At 41.7% G+C, this 24,014-nt stretch carries 18 protein-coding genes; 11 read left to right on the top strand and 7 right to left on the bottom strand.

Annotated features, from left to right (window positions below; genetic code table 11):
- Positions 1 to 52 precede the first annotated feature (52 nt).
- Complete coding sequence (locus N7974_RS08385; protein ID WP_262965173.1) at positions 53 to 1,024, bottom strand: SapC family protein; 972 nt, start codon at positions 1,022 to 1,024, stop codon at positions 53 to 55.
- Between the two features lie 269 nt (positions 1,025 to 1,293).
- Complete coding sequence (locus N7974_RS08390) at positions 1,294 to 3,105, bottom strand: ShlB/FhaC/HecB family hemolysin secretion/activation protein (protein ID WP_262965174.1); 1,812 nt, start codon at positions 3,103 to 3,105, stop codon at positions 1,294 to 1,296.
- Positions 3,106 to 3,971: 866 nt separating this feature from the next.
- Here N7974_RS08390 and N7974_RS08395 point away from each other — a divergent pair.
- The 3 genes from N7974_RS08395 to N7974_RS08405 all read left to right on the top strand — a co-directional run bounded on the left by N7974_RS08395 (position 3,972) and on the right by N7974_RS08405 (position 8,343).
- Positions 3,972 to 5,540, top strand: a complete 1,569-nt coding sequence (locus N7974_RS08395; RefSeq protein WP_262965175.1) for a sensor domain-containing diguanylate cyclase — start codon at positions 3,972 to 3,974, stop codon at positions 5,538 to 5,540.
- Positions 5,541 to 5,729: 189 nt separating this feature from the next.
- Positions 5,730 to 6,884: a mechanosensitive ion channel protein MscS gene (locus tag N7974_RS08400; protein ID WP_262965176.1), complete on the top strand. Its 1,155-nt coding sequence runs from the start codon at positions 5,730 to 5,732 to the stop codon at positions 6,882 to 6,884.
- Positions 6,885 to 7,377: 493 nt separating this feature from the next.
- Complete coding sequence (locus N7974_RS08405; RefSeq protein ID WP_262965177.1) at positions 7,378 to 8,343, top strand: glycoside hydrolase family 17 protein; 966 nt, start codon at positions 7,378 to 7,380, stop codon at positions 8,341 to 8,343.
- A 332-nt stretch (positions 8,344 to 8,675) separates the two neighbouring features.
- Here N7974_RS08405 and N7974_RS08410 read toward each other — a convergent pair whose 3' ends face one another.
- The 5 genes from N7974_RS08410 to N7974_RS08430 all read right to left on the bottom strand — a co-directional run bounded on the left by N7974_RS08410 (position 8,676) and on the right by N7974_RS08430 (position 15,744).
- Positions 8,676 to 9,071, bottom strand: a complete 396-nt coding sequence (locus tag N7974_RS08410; protein ID WP_262965178.1) for a hypothetical protein — start codon at positions 9,069 to 9,071, stop codon at positions 8,676 to 8,678.
- Positions 9,072 to 9,382: 311 nt separating this feature from the next.
- The gene (locus N7974_RS08415) at positions 9,383 to 10,897 is read right to left on the bottom strand and encodes a DUF3466 family protein (RefSeq protein WP_262965179.1); all 1,515 of its coding nucleotides are present in this window, start codon (positions 10,895 to 10,897) and stop codon (positions 9,383 to 9,385) included.
- 642 nt (positions 10,898 to 11,539) lie between these two features.
- A complete protein-coding gene (locus tag N7974_RS08420; RefSeq protein WP_262965180.1) occupies positions 11,540 to 13,186 on the bottom strand; it encodes a DUF4407 domain-containing protein in 1,647 nt (548 codons plus the stop codon).
- A gap of 221 nt (positions 13,187 to 13,407) precedes the next feature.
- Positions 13,408 to 13,851, bottom strand: coding sequence for a hypothetical protein (locus N7974_RS08425; protein WP_262965181.1), 444 nt, complete (start codon positions 13,849 to 13,851; stop codon positions 13,408 to 13,410).
- A gap of 282 nt (positions 13,852 to 14,133) precedes the next feature.
- On the bottom strand, positions 14,134 to 15,744 hold the full coding sequence (locus N7974_RS08430) for an NAD(P)/FAD-dependent oxidoreductase (RefSeq protein WP_262965182.1): 1,611 nt from the start codon (positions 15,742 to 15,744) through the stop codon (positions 14,134 to 14,136).
- Between the two features lie 447 nt (positions 15,745 to 16,191).
- Between N7974_RS08430 and N7974_RS08435 the strand changes: the two genes are divergently transcribed.
- The 8 genes from N7974_RS08435 (at position 16,192) to N7974_RS08470 (ending at position 23,840) form a co-directional block, all read left to right on the top strand.
- Positions 16,192 to 16,608 (top strand): hypothetical protein, encoded by a 417-nt coding sequence (locus N7974_RS08435; RefSeq protein WP_262965183.1) that lies wholly within the window; start codon positions 16,192 to 16,194, stop codon positions 16,606 to 16,608.
- 104 nt (positions 16,609 to 16,712) lie between these two features.
- A complete protein-coding gene (locus N7974_RS08440; protein WP_262965184.1) occupies positions 16,713 to 17,507 on the top strand; it encodes an RMD1 family protein in 795 nt (264 codons plus the stop codon).
- Positions 17,508 to 17,555: 48 nt separating this feature from the next.
- The gene (locus tag N7974_RS08445; protein WP_262965185.1) at positions 17,556 to 18,398 is read left to right on the top strand and encodes a 23S rRNA (adenine(2030)-N(6))-methyltransferase RlmJ; all 843 of its coding nucleotides are present in this window, start codon (positions 17,556 to 17,558) and stop codon (positions 18,396 to 18,398) included.
- A 43-nt stretch (positions 18,399 to 18,441) separates the two neighbouring features.
- Positions 18,442 to 19,119 (top strand): GtrA family protein, encoded by a 678-nt coding sequence (locus tag N7974_RS08450; protein WP_262965186.1) that lies wholly within the window; start codon positions 18,442 to 18,444, stop codon positions 19,117 to 19,119.
- A gap of 164 nt (positions 19,120 to 19,283) precedes the next feature.
- Positions 19,284 to 20,111, top strand: a complete 828-nt coding sequence (locus tag N7974_RS08455) for a carbohydrate deacetylase (RefSeq protein WP_262965187.1) — start codon at positions 19,284 to 19,286, stop codon at positions 20,109 to 20,111.
- Between the two features lie 18 nt (positions 20,112 to 20,129).
- Positions 20,130 to 21,092 carry a glycosyltransferase family 2 protein gene (locus N7974_RS08460; RefSeq protein WP_262965188.1) on the top strand — a complete coding sequence of 321 codons (963 nt, stop codon included), beginning with the start codon at positions 20,130 to 20,132 and terminating at the stop codon, positions 21,090 to 21,092.
- 102 nt (positions 21,093 to 21,194) lie between these two features.
- Complete coding sequence (locus tag N7974_RS08465; protein ID WP_262965189.1) at positions 21,195 to 22,784, top strand: glycosyltransferase family 39 protein; 1,590 nt, start codon at positions 21,195 to 21,197, stop codon at positions 22,782 to 22,784.
- Between the two features lie 159 nt (positions 22,785 to 22,943).
- Entirely contained in the window at positions 22,944 to 23,840 is an 897-nt protein-coding gene (locus N7974_RS08470) for a cytidylate kinase family protein (RefSeq protein ID WP_262965190.1), read from the top strand.
- Positions 23,841 to 24,014: the final 174 nt, after the last annotated feature.

The following is a 24,014-nucleotide window of genomic DNA, read 5'->3' on the forward strand; positions in this document are numbered from 1 at the left end:
TAAATTACTGTATGCGGTATGCGGTTTGAGGTGCGAGGTTTACAGCCCGCCTTTAAAAGCTGGTCTTCTTGCCTGATTTGTATTTTTGCTTGGAACCGGCATTGGGCTGCGTCGATTTTTGCGTGACCTCAGCAGGTAGATTAAGGTTATCAGGCCTGGCAAGGACATTTTGTAAATTACCCATGGAGAGCAGTTGCGCATAAGCCAAGCCTAAGGCATCAGCATGATGTAGTTTCAGCAGCTCGGCATCCGGCAAAGCTTTAAGCTTGGCTTCGTTGACGATTAAAAAACCATTAACCTCGCGAACCTCACCGCCGTCAGGCGGATTAAAGTTAAGATGGCCTTCTTCCAGTACCCCTGCGGCTTGCAATGCTTGCGCCATGGCACGGGTGCGTTCGTTGAAGGCCAGGTATTCCCTGGCGAAAGCCAGTGTATGCTCCAGACGCGGCGTGTGTTTTCCATTAGCGTCGATAAAAGATTGGCCTCCACTGCGTTTTAGCCAGTCCGGATTGTTATCGATACCGAGCAGGATGTCCTGATTGGCATCGTTACGAATGGCAATAAAGGGGTATTGCCGGACGTAAGCAGGGATGTAGGTATTAGGCCGCCATTGTTTATTAGCGGTCAAAAACCGGTTGAGGTTATCGCCTATGCCTACCACGGCAACCAGCGTAGGCGATTCCTTACCCTGACCCGGTATAAATACCAATGGATAATGGCCAATAGACAGAGCGAGCTCCTGTACCGCTAAGGGAATAACATTCGCTTTATCGGTAAATTCATAGTTGTCCGGTTGTTCAGGAAAATTGAGCGAACCATGTTGAGCGATATCGAATTGAACGATGTCATGATAAAACAGTGGTAAAGCATGCATAAGGCTATTCTCTATTGAAGGTGTAAAGGGATTATTAACGGTTGTGGGTTTAGAGCCGGTAGCACTCTGAACCGGACCGCAAAATAGTAGTGCGGCAGCGCATAGGCCAGTTGCCAGGCGCGTTTTTAAAACCATATGATGGTGTGGCATAAGGCTGTTCTCTATTATTGGGTGTAAAGAAATTTTTAGATCCGCTAGTGCTCGGAGCGCTGTCCGAGAATAGGATCCGTAGCGAGAGAAAGCAAAGTCAGATTTTTTGATCATTTGAGGCAAATAGTTGTTCTATTAAACGAAAATGAGAGAAAAATATGACCAAAATAGCTTTTCTGCAGTCGATTTTTTATTCTCGGACAGTCTCTTAAGCTATGGACAGTGAAATAGTAATACGTCAGCGCATAGATCGACTGCCAGGCGCTATTTTAAAGCCATACTATCCCTTGCAGCCAAAAACGGCTTTCGCTGGTAAGACCATCGGCGTTGACGCCGCCAATGCGGCTACGACCGGGGTTATCACCAATACTGTGAGCCCATGAGCTGCGCATAGCGAAATAGCCGGGCTTGATCAGACTAATACCCAAGCCTGCACCAGATATCATGTAGCTGTTGTCACCGCTGGCATTGGTGACCGGAACGCCGTTGGTATCATAATAGGATTGAACATTACCAAGATCATAAAAGGCTTGCGTCTGTATGGCACCGAGAACACTGATGTAGGGCACATCGTAGCGTAATTCCAGATTCAGCAACTGCGCACTGTCAGCGCCGGCTTCAGACACGGAATAAGCTCGCACGCCACTGGGACCACCAAGATAAATTTTTTCGGCGCTATCCAGATTATTAGCTGCTTGTTGACCACTAAAGGCACTGTAAAAGGTGACGTTTTCCCGTATTTTTTGTATCCGGCTAAGGTTGTAGTTGAATTTTCCAAAAGCACCTTGGGTGCGGTAAGTCGCGGCATCGATAGCTTCATCCTGTTTGACATCAGAGAGGTCAATGTCGCCTGCGGTAACGCCCAAGGCCCAGTTGGACAAACCACCACCAGCCCATTGATCAAGTACATCTCCGTTGACACCAAGAGTAGCCATTTGGTTGAATTTATTACGTAGTACCCCAAAGTCAGAATTATCACGCAAACGTTTATTGGTATAACCCAGACTGCTATAGATATTGACTGTGCGACTGCGTAGGAAAGGGTAACTAACGGTCGCGTTGGCCACTTGCGAGTCACCATTAAGACCGATGGCTTCACCCGGATCCAGGATGATGTTGTAATCGAGGACGGTGTAGCCTATGGCAAGATTAAGGCCGTCACTATTTAGTGGTGTCATGTAACTAAGATTACCGAGATAAATACCACTGGCGTAAGTGCCTTTCAGGCTGAGTTTATCGCCGTATCCGCTGAGGTCGTTAAGGTTAACCAAGATATTGGACTGCATCTCGCCAGTATAACGGTTGCCGTAGTTGTCCAGCCAGCCGGCACCATTAATCAATCGGGCTTCATCGACATCTACTACCACTTTGGTACTACCAGGAGCCTGGCCTGGCTCCATCCGGGCATGGGCGGAGATACCGTTAATATCGTTCATTAGCAAAATGGCGCGATTTAGATCCTCTTCCCGCAGCACCTCACCAGGTACGGCCGCCTGTTCGGCGATGGCTTTCAGGTAATCTTTGTCGATGCGTACACTCTTGCCATCTTTGGTTTCGATACTGTAGGCTTCGCCCTGACTGTCGATGTGGCTGGTAATAATGGCGATTTCGATAATACCGGCAGTGATGTCTTGTTTGGGTAGGTAGGCGCGAGCCAGCATCCAACCTTGTTTTTTTAGATTAAAGGTAACCAGATCAACTAGCGCTTGCAGACTGTTAAAATCCTGAGCTTTGCCGATGGCGTTAGCTACCCAACCCTGTAATTCCGCTTCTGTCACCAAGCTGACTTCGCCACTAAAACGAAACCGCTTGACGATAAAAGTGGCACCGGGTTGGGCTTTAGGGATTGGAGTAACGATATCTTGCTCTGCGGATGGAAGTTGTTGGGGAAGCTCTTTAGGTTGTTGCTGCTGCTGCTGATAGATAGAACCGGCATCGGGTACGACTGGCAATGCCAGTACAGGGCTGGCAAATGCACACAACAAAAGCAATTGTGTGGGTGTTGAGATATTACGAACGAGTGAACCAACTGCTAGTTGGCTAACGATTATAGGTTTGGAGTATCTAAGCATTATGTCCATTTAGTAAAGCTCTGTATGGTATTGAATATTCTTTTATTGGCTAAATAAAATTTTGCATAAAAATTTACGATGCAATTGTACAATAAACTGCAAATATAGAAATAAAAAATCGAATTTAATAGTAAAAATAGAAACAGATCCGTTCATGGCAGGTCTATAGAATCATTAATATCAACAGCAATATCAATAGCATATTTTCTTTATGACTCTAAAAACATTCATTATTTTTATGTACGAATCTAATATTACTACCGCAAACGTAGTCAATATATAAGTTAAAATTAAATATATAAATAATAAAGGCCAAGTACTATTTTGATAAAATTTGCAGAATTTCACAGCCTTATCAATAACTTAACCATGTCAACTATTTAAAAAAACCTTATTTAGCAGTAAATTTACCACTTCAAAAAGTCATTTTTTGCAATTCCAAGCACTAGGTGTGCTGTCCGAGAATAGGAACCGTAGCGAGGGAAAGCAATTTTGAGTCAGATTTTTTGATTATTTGAGGTAAATAGTTGTTCTATTAAACGAAAAATATGGCCAAAATAACTTTTCCGCAGTAAGTTTTCCATTCTCGGACAGTCTCCCAAGAAATCGGTTAGGCAGAATGCTGTTGATAAGTTAAAGTACTTGGTATAAGTTTCTACCCCGTGAAGCGATGCGAAAAACAAATAATGTTGGATTGTAAGAACAGCTCCCCCTCGGCTTCAGGATTTCCTACAGCAATGGCGGCGGGTTATTCAGTGTTAGCTGCCAAATTACGGCTGGTGCTGGTTTTTTCACGGAGAACAAATTTATCCCGTAAACATAGGTTTCCGAAATTGGCGCTCTGGATGATTACTTGTGCAATCTCATGCTTCATAGTGTGGCCATCTACTTGTATGGCCGATGTGCGTGAGCTTGCAGGACTCTGGTATCAAGTTTCGGAGGACTGGGTTTATAAGGGGCAGACCGATCTTGCTGTTGCAGGGCTCAAGCCGGTAGCTAAGGTGGAGTTGACCGGAGGCCATTTTTGGCAGCAGGTGGATTTCGACATCAATACTGCCGGCCGCCATGTACTGGATTTTAAGAATACCAGTACCATTGGATATTTTCGCCATATCATTCTTGATGCGCACCAACATCCGGTTGCCGATTTGCAAGGTGGCATCCAGAGTAGCGAGGTTAATTCGTTTTTCTTGCGGCATGGTCGTGAGTTCGACCTTCCCGCTGGTCATTATCGCCTACTGACCGAACTGAATTCCCCTTTCTTTCTGGCTGAGCCGCAACCTTATCTGGATATGTTGGATACTTACCGACAGGCAATCAAGCCGGGTAATGCCCTAACACTGATGTGTATGGGGATGTTTATGGGCTTGATTGTTTATTACGCGGCGCTGGCGATGGTGCGCCAACGCTTGGCAGAAGCATCGTACTCGACCTTCATCTTGGGTAATTTGTTGTTCAATGGCACGGCACTGCAAGTGTTCCCGGAACTGTTCGACCTGCACTGGATTTATCTGATCAGCTATCCCATCTTGTTTTCCAATTGCGCTTATATCCTGTTCGTGATGTCCTTATTGAAAATTCGGCATAACGATTATCCGCGCCTTTACACTGTCGGAGTAGTTTTATTGGCACTGCTGGTCGGACTGGTTGTACTGGCGATGGCCAGGCCGAACTGGTCGCTGGAGCTTGCTCGTTATGGTGTCGGAGTGTTCCTGATTTACGGTTTGATTGCCGGTATAGTGCGCTCGCTTAAAGGTAGCGTTACTGCGCGTCTTTATCTATGTGCCGTTGGAACGTTTTTTGTGTTGGGAATAACCACGATCTCGGTTAACAGCCTCAGTTTCTTTACCCTATATGTCGAACATCTGGGCCTTTTTTCGGTGTCGGTAGAGATCCTGCTACTGGCGCTGCTACAATCGTATCAGTTTGCCCAGCTTTTTCGTGAGAAGGAGTATGCGATAGAACAAATGGAGCTGAGTAATCGCATTTCCCGCACAGATGCCCTGACCGGTCTGCCCAACCGTTTAGCACTGGATCTAGCGCTGGAAAACTTGCCACAGCATGGCAGTCTGACCTTTATCGATATGGACGGTCTCAAGTATTACAACGACCAGTTCGGGCATGAGCGTGGCGATGGATTGCTGTGCACTTTCGCTATACACTTAAGTCAGCGCTTGGGAGACGCTGCCCAGGCACACCGTCTGGGCGGCGACGAGTTTGCCATTACCTGCGAGCAAGGGGATGTGCCGTGGGTCGAAAGGATGCTGACGCAGACTGTTGAAGACTTACGTGCCAGTGGGTTTGAGTTTGCCGGCGCCAGTTCCGGTTCGGCGCATATCCACGAAATTCAGGGCAAAGAAGATATTAAGCATATGGCTGATTGCCGAATGTATGCAAATAAGCGTTTGCGCAAGCTGAGCCGTTCTGGAGATCATGAAAATTAGATCTAACATATACTCCGCACGGTCACATTTTCGGTTTTCTGATCGGCCATTTTATCCGATAGCTGCGTTGCAAAAATAGTTACATAGCTAGCTATGCGCCTGTTTTTGCACCTTGCTCTCGAATAAAATAACTCGATCATAAATTCCGTAAACATGACCGCGCGAAGTATAACTAGCAGGAGAAGAGTAATGCATCGTGTTTGTGGTTTGGTTTGGCCGATCGTTTTATCGATCGTATTACCGCTTGTGGCGGCGTGGTTTGCTTATCCTGAAACGCATTTGCCGCCCGGTTTCGGGATTTTTCCACCGCTATTCGTGGACAACCCTCCCGGTTTCAATTTGGTAATCTTCGTTGCGCTGGCGCTAATCGAAGTTGCCATCATCTTCTTTCTGCTGTTTCCTGAATGGTTCGGCTTTAATATCCCGACCCCACCGCCCAAGCCTACCGCAGTTTCGTTCCCGGTGTGGTTTTGGATAGGCGCGGCGCTAACGCTATTTTTTTGGTGGCTGATGTGGAAACGGATCACACCGTTTGGCGACTTAGTCTATTACGCCTTTACGCCTTTGTGGTGGGGCTTTATTTTGGTGCTGGACGGGCTGGTATATCGCCGTAGTGGCGGTTATTCGCTACTGGCCGCGCGTCCCAAAACCCTGATTATCAGTGCCGTGGTTTCTTTGATCGGTTGGTTCTATTTCGAGTATTTCGATTATTTCGCGTTGGGCAATTGGTACTACCCCAACAGTACGATGCCGGAACTCAGTCATTCCACTGTCGTACTGCTGTACTTGACCGCCTATACCACAGTCTGGCCTGCCATCTTCGAGTGGTATACCTTGCTAAATACCTTTCCCTGTTTGGCTAGCCGTTATAGTAACGGCCCAAAAGTAACATTGCCTGGCGGGTTGCTGTTATGGGGCGGCTTCTTTCTTATCTTTGTCGTGGTGTTCTTTCCCTACCCCTTGTTTTGGGTAATGTGGATCGGGCCGTTGGCGATCTTCTCCGGACAACTGATCCGGAAAGGTATATGGAACCCGTTTACTACGATGGCAGAAGGCAACTGGGGGCCTGCCTTGCTGATGTCGCTTGGCGCCATGTTTAACGGTTTTTTCTGGGAATTATGGAATTGGGGTAGCGCTCATCCGGCACAACCGGTAACCAATCCTAATTATTGGATGTACGATATTCCTTACGTGAATGTTATCCATATTTTCGCAGAAATGCCGTTGCTTGGATACATGGGCTATATGCCTTTTGGTATACTGGCTTGGGCGATATTCATCTGGCTGGGAGCATTGTTTGGCTTTGACACCAAGCTGCTTAAGGGCGATCTGGATAAAGGTTGAAACAACGCAAGTAGGGATGGGGCGTTGCAGACTCATTTCCATTAGGAAAAAAATGCGGCCTATTGGATCGCATTAGACAAGGATATAGGGGTTCTAAGTTCTAAGCCCTAACCCCGGAAATTTTGGAATACCTGTTTTAATAAAAATAAGTGATTTTCCATTAATTTCACTATTAAAATCATACTCCCAATGAAAAAACGTCAAAACCAAATCAGATCTACGTCCAACGTCGAGCAAAAAAAATTAAAATAACGACTATGCTAAACACTATAAAGCCGCTGTTATTGCTTAGATGATTGACCCGAAGGCTTCCTTCGCTGTCAGATTTATATAGATTCTCAGATAAATAATTTCGTTGCTAACAGATACCATCGCTTGAAGGGAATAAGGATTGTTATCTATACAAGCTTACCGCAACGTGTTGCGGAAATTTAATTTCTGAAAATCCATACATGACAAACACACTATTCAACGCTTTTGGTTTTTACTATTTATGAAATGTATTCTGTGGGTATTATTAAGTTTCTCGTTATTTGCCATGCAAAGCAGTCACGCTGAAAACACCGCCCCACCTTTACAATGCGTGGCATTTAGCCCGTATGTCAATCAGCTCTCACCTCACCAAGGTGATGCCCCAAGCTCAGAGTTAATTGGCACATTGCTGGATACGCTCATTAATCAAACGCCGTTTCGTTGCATTATGACTTATGGTGTATTGGATGGGCTGGAGGCAATTTTCCCCGCTGCGAAGCAACGTGATTTTAAAGTTATTGCCATTTTATGGCTCGATGAAAATAAAACGAAAAATTCAGAATCGATTTCTCAGGGTATCGCGTTAGCGCGACAATACCCCGAAACAATTATTCGCTTAAGTTGTGGTTCGGAGGTCAGAACGCGAAACGCCTATGCGCTTGACGATGAAACTGATCGTTGCTTAAAGGCTCTTCGCGAGGCCAAAGTGCCGCAGCCTATTGGCGTAAATGATACCTGGTGGGAATGGTGCAATCAAACCTCGCCTTGTCAAAAAAATCATTTTAGCGATCAAGTCGATTGGATTGGCATTAATATTTTTCCTTGGTGGGAAAATCGGTATTTCGATGATTTATTCTGCCTTTCATCAGAACAAGCAGCGGATTTTCATTTGGCGCGTTGGCAAGATGTAACTAACGCCAATCCAACCAAAGAAGTCATTGTGACCGAATTTGGCTGGCCATCGGGCCCAAAAGATCAGTCTCAAATTGGCTTAAAAACCAATAAATCCTGCGGTGTTGCCAATAGAGAAAAACAACAACACGTTATAGAAACCACATTCAAAAAATTTGCAGAAAAAAGGGTTATAGGCATTGCTTTCGAGGCATTTTCAGAAATATGGAAGCCTACTGTAACTGATAGTAACTTTGAGCACTTTTGGGGATTATGTGACAATATGCCACCTTATACTTGTCATTTTGCATTCTGATAACAATCCTAAAAATCCAACGTAAACTGGCCTAAATTGCATATATAGATTTTCAGATAAATAATTTCTATGCTATCGGATACCATCCCTTTAAGGGATGTTATCCGTGCAAACCAAATCATCATGTTATGGAAGTTTAATTTCTGAAAGTCTATATGCACTCAGAAAGTTAACTTTTACATTGATAAAAAACAATTAGTCAAGCGTTATTTACAAGCCAAGAATAACAGTATATTAACTGGTAATTACATTCTGATAACCACGTATAGTGGAAATTTTCAGGTTAAATGCTGCGTTCCCACACAGAGCATGGGAACGACCATAGCGCGCAATTAATCAATTTTTTCCAGAGCTGGAACTTTGGCTTGAAGCAACTCCGTTAAAAGCTCAAGTTGAGCATTTAAATGAGGTATGGCAGGAATTTTCCAGGCTTTCCCTGTGATACGGGACAATATATTATTCAACCAAGGTCTATCCGATGTTGCTTGATGAATGATAAATCGGTAGGATTCACCATCGTTTAAAACAGCAAAGTCTTCGAGATAAATTTCAATCGTCTCTTTTTCACCATAGAGCCTTGTTTGAACGTAGACTTTTCGTGCTTCGAGGTCAAAATTAAACGCTGTTAATTCTGCAATGCCTTTAAGAATTATATTTGCCCCCCAAATGATCAATAGGTCTGGTGTCAGTTTTATTATTATTTTTAGTAAAGTAGATTTGATACTCATTTTTTAGTCTTTATTCGCTAACAGGATAAGATCTTTAATTTTAACCATTGTTTGCATGGTTGTGTTACAAATTTTATAAAATTCCAATATCGACTTTTGGTTACCCAGATTTATAGAAACCTGTGACCACTATTGAAAGCATCTATTAATTTTAGACATCGCGTGCATTAATTATGGCGACTTTCCATGAGTAAACTGCTATCGGTAAAAGCGGATAATTCAATTTAGCCTTCTGTTGATTTCAGTTGTAGTTGGCTGAGTTGATCAGCGTATGGCTGTCCAAGCAGGAAGTTAAAGTTACGAGAGCAAGCTCACTTGCCGGTTTTAACGAACATAATGCAGGCATTCTGGTCATCAAAGCCATAAATTTTCCAACCATCACCCTTGCATTGCCTCTCATTGGTAGCAGGTGTCAAAAGGAAAGCACGGAACTTATCGTTAACCAATCCATATCCGACAATTTGCCCATTATTATTGATGTCAAATGCCCAACTTAGCTTCCAGTCAGAATTTGGTCTAATCAACGTATTCAGATCAACTAGCTTTTTTTTGTCATAAAAAAAAGCATGCGCTTCAAATTTAATGCAAGGAACAAAACCCAAATTAGGATCATAACAAACATCATTATAGGGACTATATTTAACTCCAACAATTTGTCTCAGATCATTAATACCAAAAGGCACTGTTTCCGGACTATTCTTGGAACCAAGATCAGTAAAAACGCCATTACTGTAAAGGAAGCCATGGAAAGCACTTTGATCCTTGGTAAGAAACTCACCGACGATATCCCCATTGTTATTAATGTCTCTCGCATAACTTTCAGATTTGCTAAAGTCTAAAGGGGCTACCGGGTCAATGTCTTTCATAACACCATTAAGATAAAAAAAGGCATGGGCTCTGCCATTATCTGGACCAGAAGCAAATCCAACAATCCTACCCTTATTGTTAATAGCAGTCGCGCCACTATAACCTCCAAAAGAACCAATGTCGGTTACCGCACCATTGCTATATAGAAAGGCATGTCGATTAATATAATCGATATAAGAATACCCGACAGCTTGCCCGCTTTTATTAATAGAAGTAGCAACGCCATTGAAATTGTATGGGGTAATGCCACCAAGAGAATCAAGAATAGTAATTTTACTGGTTTTAATACTATATATGGCTGGGTAGTAAATACCGTTATTAATTACTCCGCTGGCAATTTCACCACCATTAATACTTGACGGTCCGACCGTCTGTATGCTTTCGCTATTTAGGGGATAAAGATCCTTTATTTTACCTTTGCTGTTGAGAAAGGAATGAGTTTCGGTATCCCCTATCAGTCTGGATGCCCCAATGACTTCTCCAGAATCACTAATACCGTAAGCAAAGCTTTCTGTTCCTCCCAATGTCCCCATATCAGTAATAAAATATTTTATGGATTTATCAGTACTAACCGGGTCTTTATTAATTCGGCCTTGAACAGACAACAAACTATTATCGTCTTCATTAATACTTCTATTGAGAATCACCATGTCGCTATTATCTCGTCTGTCGGTCGAGGCAGTGTTCGCTTTCAAATCTCTTAATAATCGATGACCTATTTTCGAGCGCCCACTAAATATAATGGTGCTAAAAGTGTAATCGTCTTTCAACGAAGTTAGATTCTTGCCTTGATCATAAATCCTTCCATCATCATAACCGGTCATGGCAATAGGTATTGGCATCACCTTTAGATCAGGATCTACTATAGACCCGGTACTACTTGAAAAAATACAGTTGGAATATGCAGTCAGAATTGTAAGAGTGATTAGAAGAGGAAATTTATTATTTATATATTTCATGGCGTAATCTCAAGTAGGAATGGTATTTGTAATTGATTCAGACAAAAAACCGAACTATCTTATGTTACTGTAACGCGGCCACACCAAGCAGTCCGGCTTGCCTGAATGAGGATACATAAATTTCTGTGCCTGGGAGACTGTGATAGATTTGGCATTAATCATTAGTGGTCGATAATTTGATTAATGACCATCTCTAACCTTTTTTAGCCCAAACCGGCAAAAAATGTGCGGCCTTCTTGGTCAGTTATTTAGGGACTTTTTAAACATTGTCGAAATAAAACGATTTCGCACAGCGGTTAAGATAATAGCAATATCAACGCTTGTAATGGGACACTGACGATCAACCAGTATTGGTGGGAAGATATAAAACGCCCCAATTTTTAATCATTAGGGAAAATCATAAAACTTAAAAATCAAATAAACAATACGTATAAATACCTACTCTAACCAGAAAAATAAGTCATTTAATTATTCACAAACCTTTTTTAATCAAAGCAATACTCGCCAAAGTATTGCTATCGAGTAACTCAAAACAAGTAGCCGTTTATAGAGTGTATTTATAATGACCCTCTCGTGTAACCTCTCATTTTTTAAGCGTAGCCGCCTCTTTTTTTTCTCGATTAAACGGCTAAAAATACAAAGTTAATCCTTAAAAAAATGGTCAAGCTTTTGACTATCTGCTTTGGCAAATAATCGAATCAGATTTTTAAGATTTTCATCCAAATTTTGTTCGAGCATGTTAACGTTTAAATTATCAATAATGGTTTTTTCCTGACTGGCAAGTTCAGAAAATTGCACCACAGCCTGATGTCGTTGATTGATAAATTCAAGTAACAAATCATGTGTTTCTGCCATATCGACTTTTGCTTCATAAACACCAGAGCGTGCCATTTTCAAAACCACAGCCAACATGTCAATGGCCAGAAATAACAACATAAAAATCAGAAAGATCAGTAAATTGTGCCAAGAAATACTATGGTCAGGAAAAATAAGTTGGTTAAGTATTTCTGTTTGAGTCAGCACGTCCGGCTTTAAATTAGTAATAACCGCCTCTTTTTCTGCACAGCGCCGACTCATGAGTTGTTGTTGCTCACTAAGTGATTCGATACCTTTTTGATCCAAATCACGCTGTTTCACACGCGTTGTTTTTAACTCATCACGTTCTTTCTCGCATTGCTTTTTTGAGGCTTGTTTGATTTCGATTAATTGGTTGGCACTTTTTTCATTAAGCTGACTGATCTGCCCTTCCAGTGCAACTATATCTTTGCCCAACCTGATACTGTCATCTTTGCGGTCACTTGCCTGACTTAACCATTTTTTGCATTGCGTACCTTTTTTACAGCCACTAACGCCGGTAAAGCCGGTGCCGGCAGTGCCTTTTTTTTCTTTCTCGGCATTATCAATAAATAGTGCTGCATCTTGGTCAGCTTGTATTTTCTTGGCTTTTAAAACGTCCAACTCTTGAGTCAACTTTTCAATGGCAGATATTTCTTCCTGACTTGAAACAAGCCCGCTATCGTTACAAATAGCGGGCTCAAAAAGTTGATTACTATTTTTTAAGTCACTACGAAGCGTGACCATTTTCTCGTCTAATAATCGAAGTTCGCTTTGAGGATTTTTTAAATCACATTGCAGCGCCAGATTATTGCGTTCAGTTTTAATGCGACCTTCGTTATAAGCGGCGTCTATACGTTCGCTAAATAACAGCAAAACAACCGGATGAGCAACAGTTACGGCAATAAGCAAAGCAATGGCAAACCTTAAGGAAAATTGCCCAAGCTTTCCCAAAAATGAAAAGCCTTTCCTGTAAGTTGCCAGTAATGCCCTATCCATCAGCAAAATCATGCATGACCAAACAAGGGCTACGGGGACGATAATATAAGTACTAAAATTTAAGGTGTAGAGCAAAAATGAAGCGGTAACAATCGCCAATAAAGCAGGAATTAAAACGGTTCCACCGAGTGCTGCATGTTTTTTTTGTTCTGATTCCGGGCAAGTTGCCAAAATACCTGGACTAACGCCTGACAACCAAATAAAAAGTCTTTCGAGTTTATTAACCGAAAGTTTGGCTTCAGATGAATTATTCCTTAAATCTGAATGTTCAAGCACCCCAGCCAAATACTTACATTCTTCCATCGAGACATCAAAGCCCTGTTCTTTGGCAAAATCATAAATAATTTGCTCCTGATAGTCATTAGGAATCGCTTGTAAAGTTTTAGTGAACAATTGAAAAAAATCAAAATCATGCCTGATTTTTTGATAAAAACGTTGTACTTCTCCAAGCGACATACTGTTAGTCTCCCTTTATTATCAGACTGAATTTAATTACTGACGTTACGCATGTATTCAAGGGAATCATTGCCTGCAACTGATTTAAAAAAACTGTAACCTATTGATATTTGTCTATAAACGCACAACATCATTAAGACGTTCTTTCCCACAACTAATTTACAGTGGGCAACATAAAAGATACTGGTTAATACCCATTATTGCTAAACAGCAAAAAAGCGTTACTCTTTATGCCCTTTTGTCAGCCAAAGAAAGGCCCCAAGGGCGATAAGCAAAAAACTGCTGCCAAAAAGTATGCCAACAGGATAATACAAATTTCCAGCCAATTCTAACTGGCTGTATTTTATAATCATTATTAATGCTTCCAAGACCAGCGCGATACAAACTGTACCGACAAATCGGGTGATTATCCTTCTTGTGTTGGAATAGGTATTCTCCTCTTCATCGGAAGAACTGTATTCTTTACTAATGCCGGCACCAAGTTCAAACATGGCCAAAGAAATAACAAATGTATTGATAGATTTTATTACTGTTGACATAAAATCTCCCTGAGGATTAATCATATAATCTGCAAAATTATAACTTGCTGAAATTATTAACAATATCGACAAGGCATGAAATATAACTGAAAATAATGTCCCTACAACTTTTTTATAGGTTATCAATATATAGCCTCTTTCTTATAGGTGAAAAACTTACTGATCATCTTCATATGGCACTTAACTCTAGTTGGTATTAGTTAATCCCAAATTAATGTATCGCATGAAGACAACTGTAAAATACAAAGATATAAACTCCATTCACCTGCATTCTGCAATGTTATAACTTAATGCCAGCTTAACCGGTTAATGCGAAGCAAACAGAAACTCCTCGAATTATTAACCGTATGAGCTTGCCGGAAACGTCACCACGCGCTACGTTTTGATAGTCTTATTCCTGCTTATCGCCTATTTAGTCGGTCTACCCACCATATCCAAAGCCAGAGCTTCAGCGACTTTAATACCATCAACAGCCGCTGAAAGAATTCCGCCGGCATAACCTGCACCTTCCCCGGCGGGATAAAGCCCTTGGGTATTGATGCTTTGAAAATATTCATTACGCTTGATTCTAATCGGTGATGAAGTGCGTGTTTCAACACCCGTCAACACGGCATCAGCCATGGCGAAGCCTTTTATTTTTTTATCAAAAGCCGGTAAAGCTTCACGAATGGCTGCTATGGCATAATCCGGCAAGGCCGAACTTAAATCGCCTAAATGTACGCCGGGTGTATAGGATGGGTGCACCGATCCAAAAGCGACAGAAGGTTTATTGGCGATAAAATCACCGACTAATTGCCCCGGTGCCTGATAGGTTTCTCCGCCCAATTTAAAAGCCCTGGCTTCCAACTGGCGCTGAAATTCCATGCCTGCCAACGGGTTACCCGGATAATCCTCAGGTGTAATACCAACCACGATACCGCTATTGGCATTACGCTCGTTACGGGAATATTGGCTCATACCATTGGTTACCACATGTCCTGCTTCTGACGTGGCCGCAACCACCGTGCCACCAGGGCACATACAAAAACTGTAAACCGAACGACCATTTTTACAGTGATGCACCAGTTTATAATCTGCCGCCCCCAGTAAAGGATGTCCGGCATTGGTGCCAAAACGGCAACTATCGATCAGTGATTGCGGATGCTCAATCCTGAAACCAATAGAAAAAGCTTTGGCTTCAATATAGACGCCTTGTTCATAAAGCATTTTAAAGGTGTCACGCGCACTATGCCCAACTGCCAGAACAATATGATGACTAAGGAGAGTTTCACCGCTGGCGAGCGTTACCCCACGTACCTGTCCATTTTCAATTTCTATTTTATCAACACGACTCTGAAAGCGAATCTCTCCACCTAATGATTCAATGGTGGCACGCATTTGTTCGACCATCGTGACCAATTTAAACGTCCCAATATGGGGTTTGCTGGCACGTAAAATTTCAGTGGGCGCACCCGCTTTTACAAATTCAGTTAGCACTTTGCGACCATATTGATTCGGATCTTTAATCTGGGTATAGAGTTTGCCGTCAGAAAAAGTACCGGCACCGCCCTCGCCAAACTGCACATTAGATTCAGGATTAAAAATGCCTTTGCGCCAAAGTCCAAAAGTATCTTTGGTGCGTTCACGTACTTCTTTACCCCGTTCCAGAATAATCGGATTAAAGCCCATCTGTGCCAGAATCAAACCGGCAAATAAACCGCAAGGACCGGTACCAATAACAATAGGTCTGCTGGTTAGTTTTTTGGGAGCCCGGGTTACAAAATGGTAGGTTGTATCAGGGGTTATAGAAACATGAGGGTCATCTTGCATCCGTGTTAAAATGGCCTCTTGATTTTTTGTTTCAACATCAAGCGTATAAACAAGACTGATCGCACTGCGCTTACGGGCATCATGGCCTTGCCGAAATACCGTATAGCTGATAAGTTCATCCATATTAATCCCTAAACGATTAAGTATCGCTGTTTTGATTGCGTCTTCCTGATGATCCAGTGGGAGTTTAAGTTCAGTAATTCTTAACATGTTTAATAGTCCAATAAAGCCCTTTTAAAAGGCTTTATGCTTTTCCAGAGTTAAAGTAATGGCAGTTGGCCAAGGAATTAATAAAGCCTTTTAACACTCACCGTCCGATACAGAGATTTTCTGTTTTTTCTTAATGGCCGATGTGGTGCAGGATTATTGTAAAGTCAGTCTTAGTATTGACACATTTTACATTAATCGTGTTTCTCTTGTTAGTTGCTCACTCTATATAACTGATTATTTGTCGGTATGAGCTAATGCATTACATCTTGATAAAAATATTTCCGGCTATTACTATTGGTTTTTACGTTGACTCCAAGCCATCTATTCGATTTTCTATAGCAATGAAAACGGTGTTTATGAATATAATTAGCACTTTTCAAAAAAAATTAATAGCCGACAGGTAGTGTAACAAGACCTAACCAGCTAAATAACAAAAGGAATAACTCAATGAAAACATCAAGATTACTCGTTATATTTTTTATTATTTTTCTTCCCGTTGGAACTGTATATGCAGAAATGACTCATGGTAGCCATGGCGGTAGCGGTAAAGGAAGTAGTAGCGCCGGTTCCTGTGAGAAAGCACGCCTGGCTAAATTTTCACCCCCACATTTGGCAACTGTCAGCCCTGAAGCCGGATTTTCTTTTTTGGCATTCAATATCGATAGACCCGAACAAATTACTGTCATGGTAAAGAATATTCCCGTTGAAGTCACTGCTGAGTTTAAAGATCCTTATTATCTGATTAAAGGCAAGATGCCTGCTTCTCTGGTTAATACCGCAGCCCGAATTAATATTAAGGTGAGTGCTAAATCCAGTCATTGTGAAGCTGAAGATGGCTGGCTATTAAAAGTGAATGATAAATAAATACTCTATGGCTCAACAAGTCATTAACAGTGCTTTAGTAAAAAGTTTCCGTTGATTAACCTGTCAGGCTTTTCTTCATTATCAATAATTGCTTAACTATTTTTATGTCCGCAAATAATCCCATTAAAAAATGTGCCGTCTATTGCCTGGCATTGCGTTTAGATATTAATGAATTAGCGAAACTGCTATCAGATTCGACGCTGATAAGGATCATTAAAGGCGCATTACTGATTGAAGACAATCACTCCTGGTCAGTAGTCTTCGATTATGGCGCCGTTGTGCACTGGAATGTCAGCGCAGAACAGCAGGTTAAACTGCATCAGCTATTACTAAATCATGCAGAAAACCCCCTAAGCGTCATAGAAGAAGATCATTTCACTTTCGCTCTTAATTGCCCCGGCACACGCATTATTGAAGACCATATTGAAATTGAGTCTTCGGATCCTATTTTGATATTTGCCTTATCTCAAGGTATGGCTCAATCGATTAAATTGGCCTCTTTTGAAACCAATGCCATAACAACAATCATCAATACCAACTACATTCCCAAGTCATTAGCTGAAAATGGTCGTATTAAATTAAGTCGTCACAACATAGCAAAAATACGTGGTCAATTATTTTTAACCAAAAGTGATATCATTTTAAATTATGACTTACTGGATACGCCTGATTTTTTTTGGGAATACCCGGAATATGAAGCCTTTTATAGTATCACTGCAAAATATCTGGAAATAGCTCCGCGCACACAAGTGTTATCGAAAAAGCTGGAAACTATCCATGAACTGTTTGAAATGTTGGCCGATGAGCAAAAGCATAGACATTCATCCATATTGGAGTGGATTATTATCTGGTTAATCGCTGTTGAAATCGGCATGACAATATACGACAAAGTATTCTAAAACCTATTAAAACCCGCACATTACACCTACTCCCCAAGGCTTTTTTTAATGCTCAGTTATCGACACTCGTTTCACGCAGGCAATTTTGCTGATGTTTTAAAGCATCTCATTTTAATAAACATTCTTGAGTATCTGGGTAAAAAAGAAAAACCTTTCACTTGTATCGATACGCATGCGGGTCCCGGAGATTACGCCCTGGATTCAGAATTTGCGTTAAAAAACAAGGAATTTGAAAATGGCATTACTCGGTTGTGGCAGCGTACCGACTTGCCTGACAGTGTTGCTCATTATGTCAAGGTTATCAAAGAATTTAATAACACAGAGACCTTAAGCCGTTATCCCGGCTCGCCTTTAATTATTAAACAATTTTTGCGTAACAAAGACTGTCTGTTTTTGTATGAACTGCATTCAACAGAAATACAGTTACTAACCGCTGCCGTCAACCGAGATCGGCGCATTAAAGTATTTCATGCCGATGGTTTAAAAAATTCCGTCGGTTTATTACCGCCTAAAGAACATCGGGGCTTGGTGCTTATCGATCCCTCTTATGAAATAAAAAGCGATTACGAGCAAGTCGTTGAGACCTTGATACAAATGCATAAACGTTTTGCAACAGGTACTTACGCTCTCTGGTATCCAGTTGTTGATCGCAGTCGCAATCAACAACTGGAAAAAGCCATAAAATCCAGTGGCCTAAAAAACGTACAGTTATTCGAATTGGGTATAAAAACCGATACGCACGAACACGGTATGACTGCCAGCGGTATGATTGTTGTTAATCCGCCATGGACATTAGCCCCCGAGATGCAACAGACACTGCCCTGGCTGGCTGATACTTTGGCTATTGAGGGTGCCGGCAAGTACCGAATAGAAACCCTTATGGGCGAATAATTGCTATTTCTTATAAAAAAACAATCACTGACAGATAACTCGCATGATCGTTAAATTTATGACCTTTGCGCTAGTCGGAGCTATCGGCACACTGGCACATTACTCGATTCTGTTCGTCCTGGTTGAAATCTACAAGGTTAACCCGATTTGGGGATCAGGTTATGGCGCTTTTGCGGGGTTGATTATCAACTATGTTTTAAACTATTCATTAACGTTTAAAAGCGGTCAGTCACATAAAAAAACCTTACCCAAGTTTACGTTAATCGCCTCACTTGGCTTCTGTTTAAATATCGTCTTGATGGCTTTTTTAACGCCTTATTTTTATTATCTTTATGCGCAAATATTAACCACAGGAGTCGTTCTCATCTGGAATTTTTTGGCCAACAGCTTATGGACTTTTCAAACAGATAATTCTAAAAATACGAGCGCTAAAAAGCCCCCGTTAATGCACCAAAAAACCGTTACCGGATTTGGCTTACGCCTTGCTAACTGGCTCAATAAAGTCAAGTATCGAGCCGCCTTGGCGTTAGCTATTATTCTGTTATTTATGGGCCTGGTTATCACTAATCAATTTTCTGCCATGGATTTTTTTAGGCTACACAAACAGGGAGTAACAAGCGGTACATTTTCAGATAAACAGTTTCTATTCCGAAAAATAATATCCCTTGAAGAGATGATGTCTGTAAACTTTATTTCATGGAAAAGCCTTGCCATTATCTGAAATCACTTTATTACAAAATAATTTGACTCATTCAAGTCAGAATTTTATAGGTATTCAAAAAATGATGTTGTCAGTAATTTACCCGAGACTGTCAAATTACGCCTTGAATTACTTAACAACTATGATACATTTGCGCTCTTTTACGCTCAAAGTGTTGCCATAAAATGATTGCCCGCGAACCAATCCATCTAATCATCAATGCTGATGACTATGGTTATTACCCCTGCATTAGTCAAGGTATACTCGACGCAGTTAGTTTGGGGGCGGTGACCGCAACCGGTATTATGGCAAATAGCCCAGACTTAAAAATACAACTGGAATGGCTTAATTCTGTTAAAGATCTGGATTTAGGTGTGCATCTCAACCTGACTTTCAGGCAGCCATTAACCGCTACCATGGCTGACAAACTAGCGCATTGGAATGGCTATTTTCCAAATGCTTATTTAATAACAGGGATGATCTTGGCCGGTAAAATCAGCATTCAGGATGTTCGCAGCGAATGGTCTGCACAGATTGAAGCCTGTCAGGGACAAAAATTACAATTTTTAAATTCCCATGAGCATATTCACATGTTGCCGGTTTTATTTCCGTTGACGTTGGAATTAGCCCGGAAATATGCAATACCTTATGTCCGCCTTACTCAAGCCGAATGGCTTACGCCTTTTGGTATTTCAGCACTGGTTCGCAATACCCTGTTGCAAGCGATGCAAGCCATCAATAAACCTCGACTCAACATAAAAACACCCCTATTTTTAGGCCTAAGCCAAAGTGGAAAGCTTGATTTCAATTATTTGGAAACGATTTTTTCAAAACTTAAACCGGGAAAACACTATGAACTGATGTGTCATCCAGGGCGATTTAACGCCAGTGAGATTTCAGATCCAAAGCTTATCTCTTACCATGATTGGGATGGTGAACTGGCATTATTACAAAGCCAAGAAATCCACGCCTTGTATAAAAAATTTGGCATCCGTTTGAGCCATTATCAATAGTAGAATTACTTTAGAACCATGAATTTAACCACTCAAGAAAGCCCGATAATCAGCGCCGTTATTCCTGCTCATAATGAAAGCCAAGGGATAACCGAAGCTATAAAGAAAATTGCCGGCATTTTAAGTGCCTGTGAAAGTGCCTGGGAAATCATCATTGTTGATGACGGTAGTAACGATCAAACCTATCAGAAAATATGTCAACTTTCCGAAGCTGAACCCAGAATTAAAGGTATTGCCCTAAGTCGTAATTTTGGCAAGGAAGCGGCAATGCTTGCGGGACTTGAGTATGCAAAGGGTGAGGCCGTTATCATTCTGGATGCCGACCTTCAGCATCCACCCGGTTTTATTCCTGAAATGATCGATAAATGGCGATCAGGCGCTCAAATTGTTCATGCTGTTAAACTAAGTCGCCAAGAAGATTCATTGGTAAAAAAAGCCTCCGCTTATTGCATCAATCAACTGATCTCAAGTCTGGGTGGCATTAATGTAAATAACTCTTCCGACTTCAAACTATTGGATAAAGAAATCGTCGAGATCATTGTTCATAGACTTCCAGAAAGGGAGCGATTTTTTCGTGGACTGACCAGTTGGTTGGGTTTTTCAGAAGCTTATATTTATTTCGACGTCGCCAGTCGCCAGGGCGATGAAAGTAAATGGTCTTTCTGGTCGCTATTGGAACTATCCATTACAGCACTGACCTCTTTCACATCTTTACCATTGAGAATTGTGACTTTTTTGGGATTTGTAACCTTGATACTGGGATTTTTCGTCGCTGGCGATACCATAATGTCTTCAATGAAAGGTCAAGCCGTTTCAGGCTTCGCTACTATTATTATTTGCCTGTTATTGATTGGTAGTTTTATTATGATTAGCTTAGGGATTATTGGTGAGTATATCGCCAAAATTTATGAAGAAGTTAAGGCCAGACCGCATTACCTTATTAAAGCCCGAGTAGGAATCGCCGACAGGAAACTCCTGTAACCAACATTACCCGTATACATTAAACCCTGATTTCTAACAGGTTATTTTATGATATATATTATAACTTAAAAAATAAGCATTTACATAACCTGACTGAATAACGTGAAAAATCAAACCATCATGGACGATCTGCTTAGGGTAATTAGGGATAATTCTTCCTCTATAACAAGCAATAAAGATAAGCGTGGCTTATTCGCTTTTTTTGCCATTTATTTAATTTCCTGGACCCTGCTGGCCATATTACTGCCGCTAGCTCCAGAACTGGATAATATCGAGCAGGTAGTGTGGTCACAAAGCTGGCAATGGGGATACCATAAGCACCCGCCGCTGCCCTCTGCATTACTGCATGCCTTAAATATCTTGTTCGGCGGACCGTCTATGGGGCTCACCGCACTGGCTGCGCAAAGTTGCAGTGTAATAGGACTGATTTATATTTGGCTGCTCGCCAAACAAATGCTGTCAGGAAAGATGGCAATCACTGCCGTATTGATTACATCATTAATTGCCTACCATAATTTCAGGGCATTTGCATTTAACCACAACACCGTTTCCTTACCGTTTACAGCGGCCGCATTGTATTACTTTTATAGTGCGCTCAAAAATCCTGCCCGAATCTCAAATTGGCTATTGTTGGGTCTTGTTTGCGGCTTGGCAATGGTCACCAAATATAGCATCGTCTTGGTACTGGCCAGTTTTTTTATCTATAGTATCTGGCAACGACTATGGACTGACTCTCGTGTACTTCGTGGCTTGCTAATCAGTAGCAGTGTGTTCGTCCTGGTCATCTCGCCTCATGTTGTCTGGCTTGCCGAGAACAACTGGCTGCCGTTTACCTACCTTCATGATAAGTTGACGGTATCAGAAAACAGACTAAGCATTCTCACAGGATTTCTTGGCAGCCAAATAATTCGCTTAAGTTTCATGTTACCCATGCTATTTGGGGTTTGGTACTTAAGCAAGAAAGGCGTTATTAAAATCATGACAACCAAATCATCCAAATTGCCTGAAGATGATCATGACCTAGGCTTTTTACTGACTGTATTATTAACACCACTGATTTTGGCCATGATGATGCCGGTATTAACTGGTGGGCCATTAAACAGCAACTGGGTTAGCGCATTTTTTCTTCCTGCGGGCATATTAATAACAAAATACTTTTTTCATCGCTTTGATGAAGATCAATTATTAAAATATGCCAGCTGGTTGACATGGCTAACGCAGGCTTTAATTCTGATTTTTTTCTTTCTGGCAGCCGTCACCTACCCAACTTGGGTTGGTAGTGCCGCGAGATTAAATTTCCCTAGCCAGGCCTTGGCGAATAAAGTCGATCAAATTTGGCATGAGCAGCAAAAACAGCCGTTAACAATCGTAATATCAGATTATTGGACCGGTGGTAATGTATTGCTGCATGTACGCCCGGAACCTACCTTGTTGATTGACAATATCCCTGAAGAATCTCCTTGGGTTAACACACATGACGTAGCCGCTTGCGGTGCTTTTGTCTTGATGCTTAAAACAGCTACGACTCCAGAGGCTTATGCCATATTATTCAGTCAAGCCGCTGTAAAAGGTGAGTTTTCGCTTAACTGGGGCCATCCACCACGAGGCAAAGTTTTACCTTATGTCTGGGCGATTATACCGCCCATTCCTGGTGCGCCAGCTTGCCAGTTTATCAAGTTAGCGGATAATTAAACGTCTCAGGTTTGTTATAAATAGCGCCAATCATCAGCGTACAGACTGCTTTTGCCCTAATTACTCTACTTGGCTGCACATTAACGTACATATTAATGCTACCATATGCGCTTTTTTAAAGTCGCTCGCGGATAGCGATTCTCGAAAGGTTAACTCGGTATGAAAAAGATTATTGTGATGTCAGGTGATATTGGCAGTGGAAAATCCTCTGTGGCAACGGCACTAAAACAGCTGACTGACTATGACATCATCGGCACTGGAACCATCCAGCGCGCCATTGCAAAAAGACGTGGGGTAACCACCCTGGAGCTGAATAAAATATCACAAACAGACCGTAGCATTGATGATGAAATCGATTCTTATGTGATTGAAACAGGCAAAACCAAAGATCACTTAATCCTTGATTCCAGACTGGCCTGGCACTTTATTCCGACTGCCTTTAAAGTCTTTTTATCGGTTGATCCGGTTGTTGGTGCCGAACGGGTATTTAATGCCTCACGCAATGACGAAAATAATCCTTCACTGGAAATAACGCTTGAAAATAACCTGAAGCGCCAAACAATCGAAGACCAACGTTTTAACCAACTATACAACATCAATTTTAGAAAATACGCTAATTACAACCTGATTATTGATACCTCCCATACCTCCCCTGAAACCATTGCAAAAAAAATAAGGGCTTGTTTTGATGACTGGTTAAGACAAGGTTTTTATTCATCACTATGGATAGCTCCCAGAAAATTATTACCAACACACGCTATAAAAGAGTTTATTGGTGATGCACCTAACAATGATGAACCTCAAGCCAATCAACCTGTGAATGTTTTTGTTTACAACGGTTTTATTTATATTCAGGATGGGCACCAGGAAGTCATTGCCGCCCACAAAGCCGGGATTGAGTTAATTTCTGCGAACATTTTAACTGAAGAACCCGTCGATGAATTGAGTCCGGGACTCACCGCCAGTGAAATTGCCAATAATGTCTCTTTATCAATGCTGCATGACTGGGAAGCAGCGTTAGGCTTTAAATACAGCAGTTACCCCGAAAAACTTTAAAAATATCACCACGAACGACTGCATGGATGCAGGAGGTAGAGCAATGCAGGAGCAATTGCCGACGACTGCATGGATGCAGGAGATAGAGCAATGCAGGAGCAATTGCCGAGACACGAAGAAAAACAGAAAACTTCGTGTCCTTCGTGTCTTCGTGGTGAATAATTTTTACCTTTC

The organism is Methylobacter psychrophilus (assembly GCF_025583945.1).
Classification (GTDB): Bacteria; Pseudomonadota; Gammaproteobacteria; order Methylococcales; family Methylomonadaceae; genus Methylobacter_C; species Methylobacter_C psychrophilus.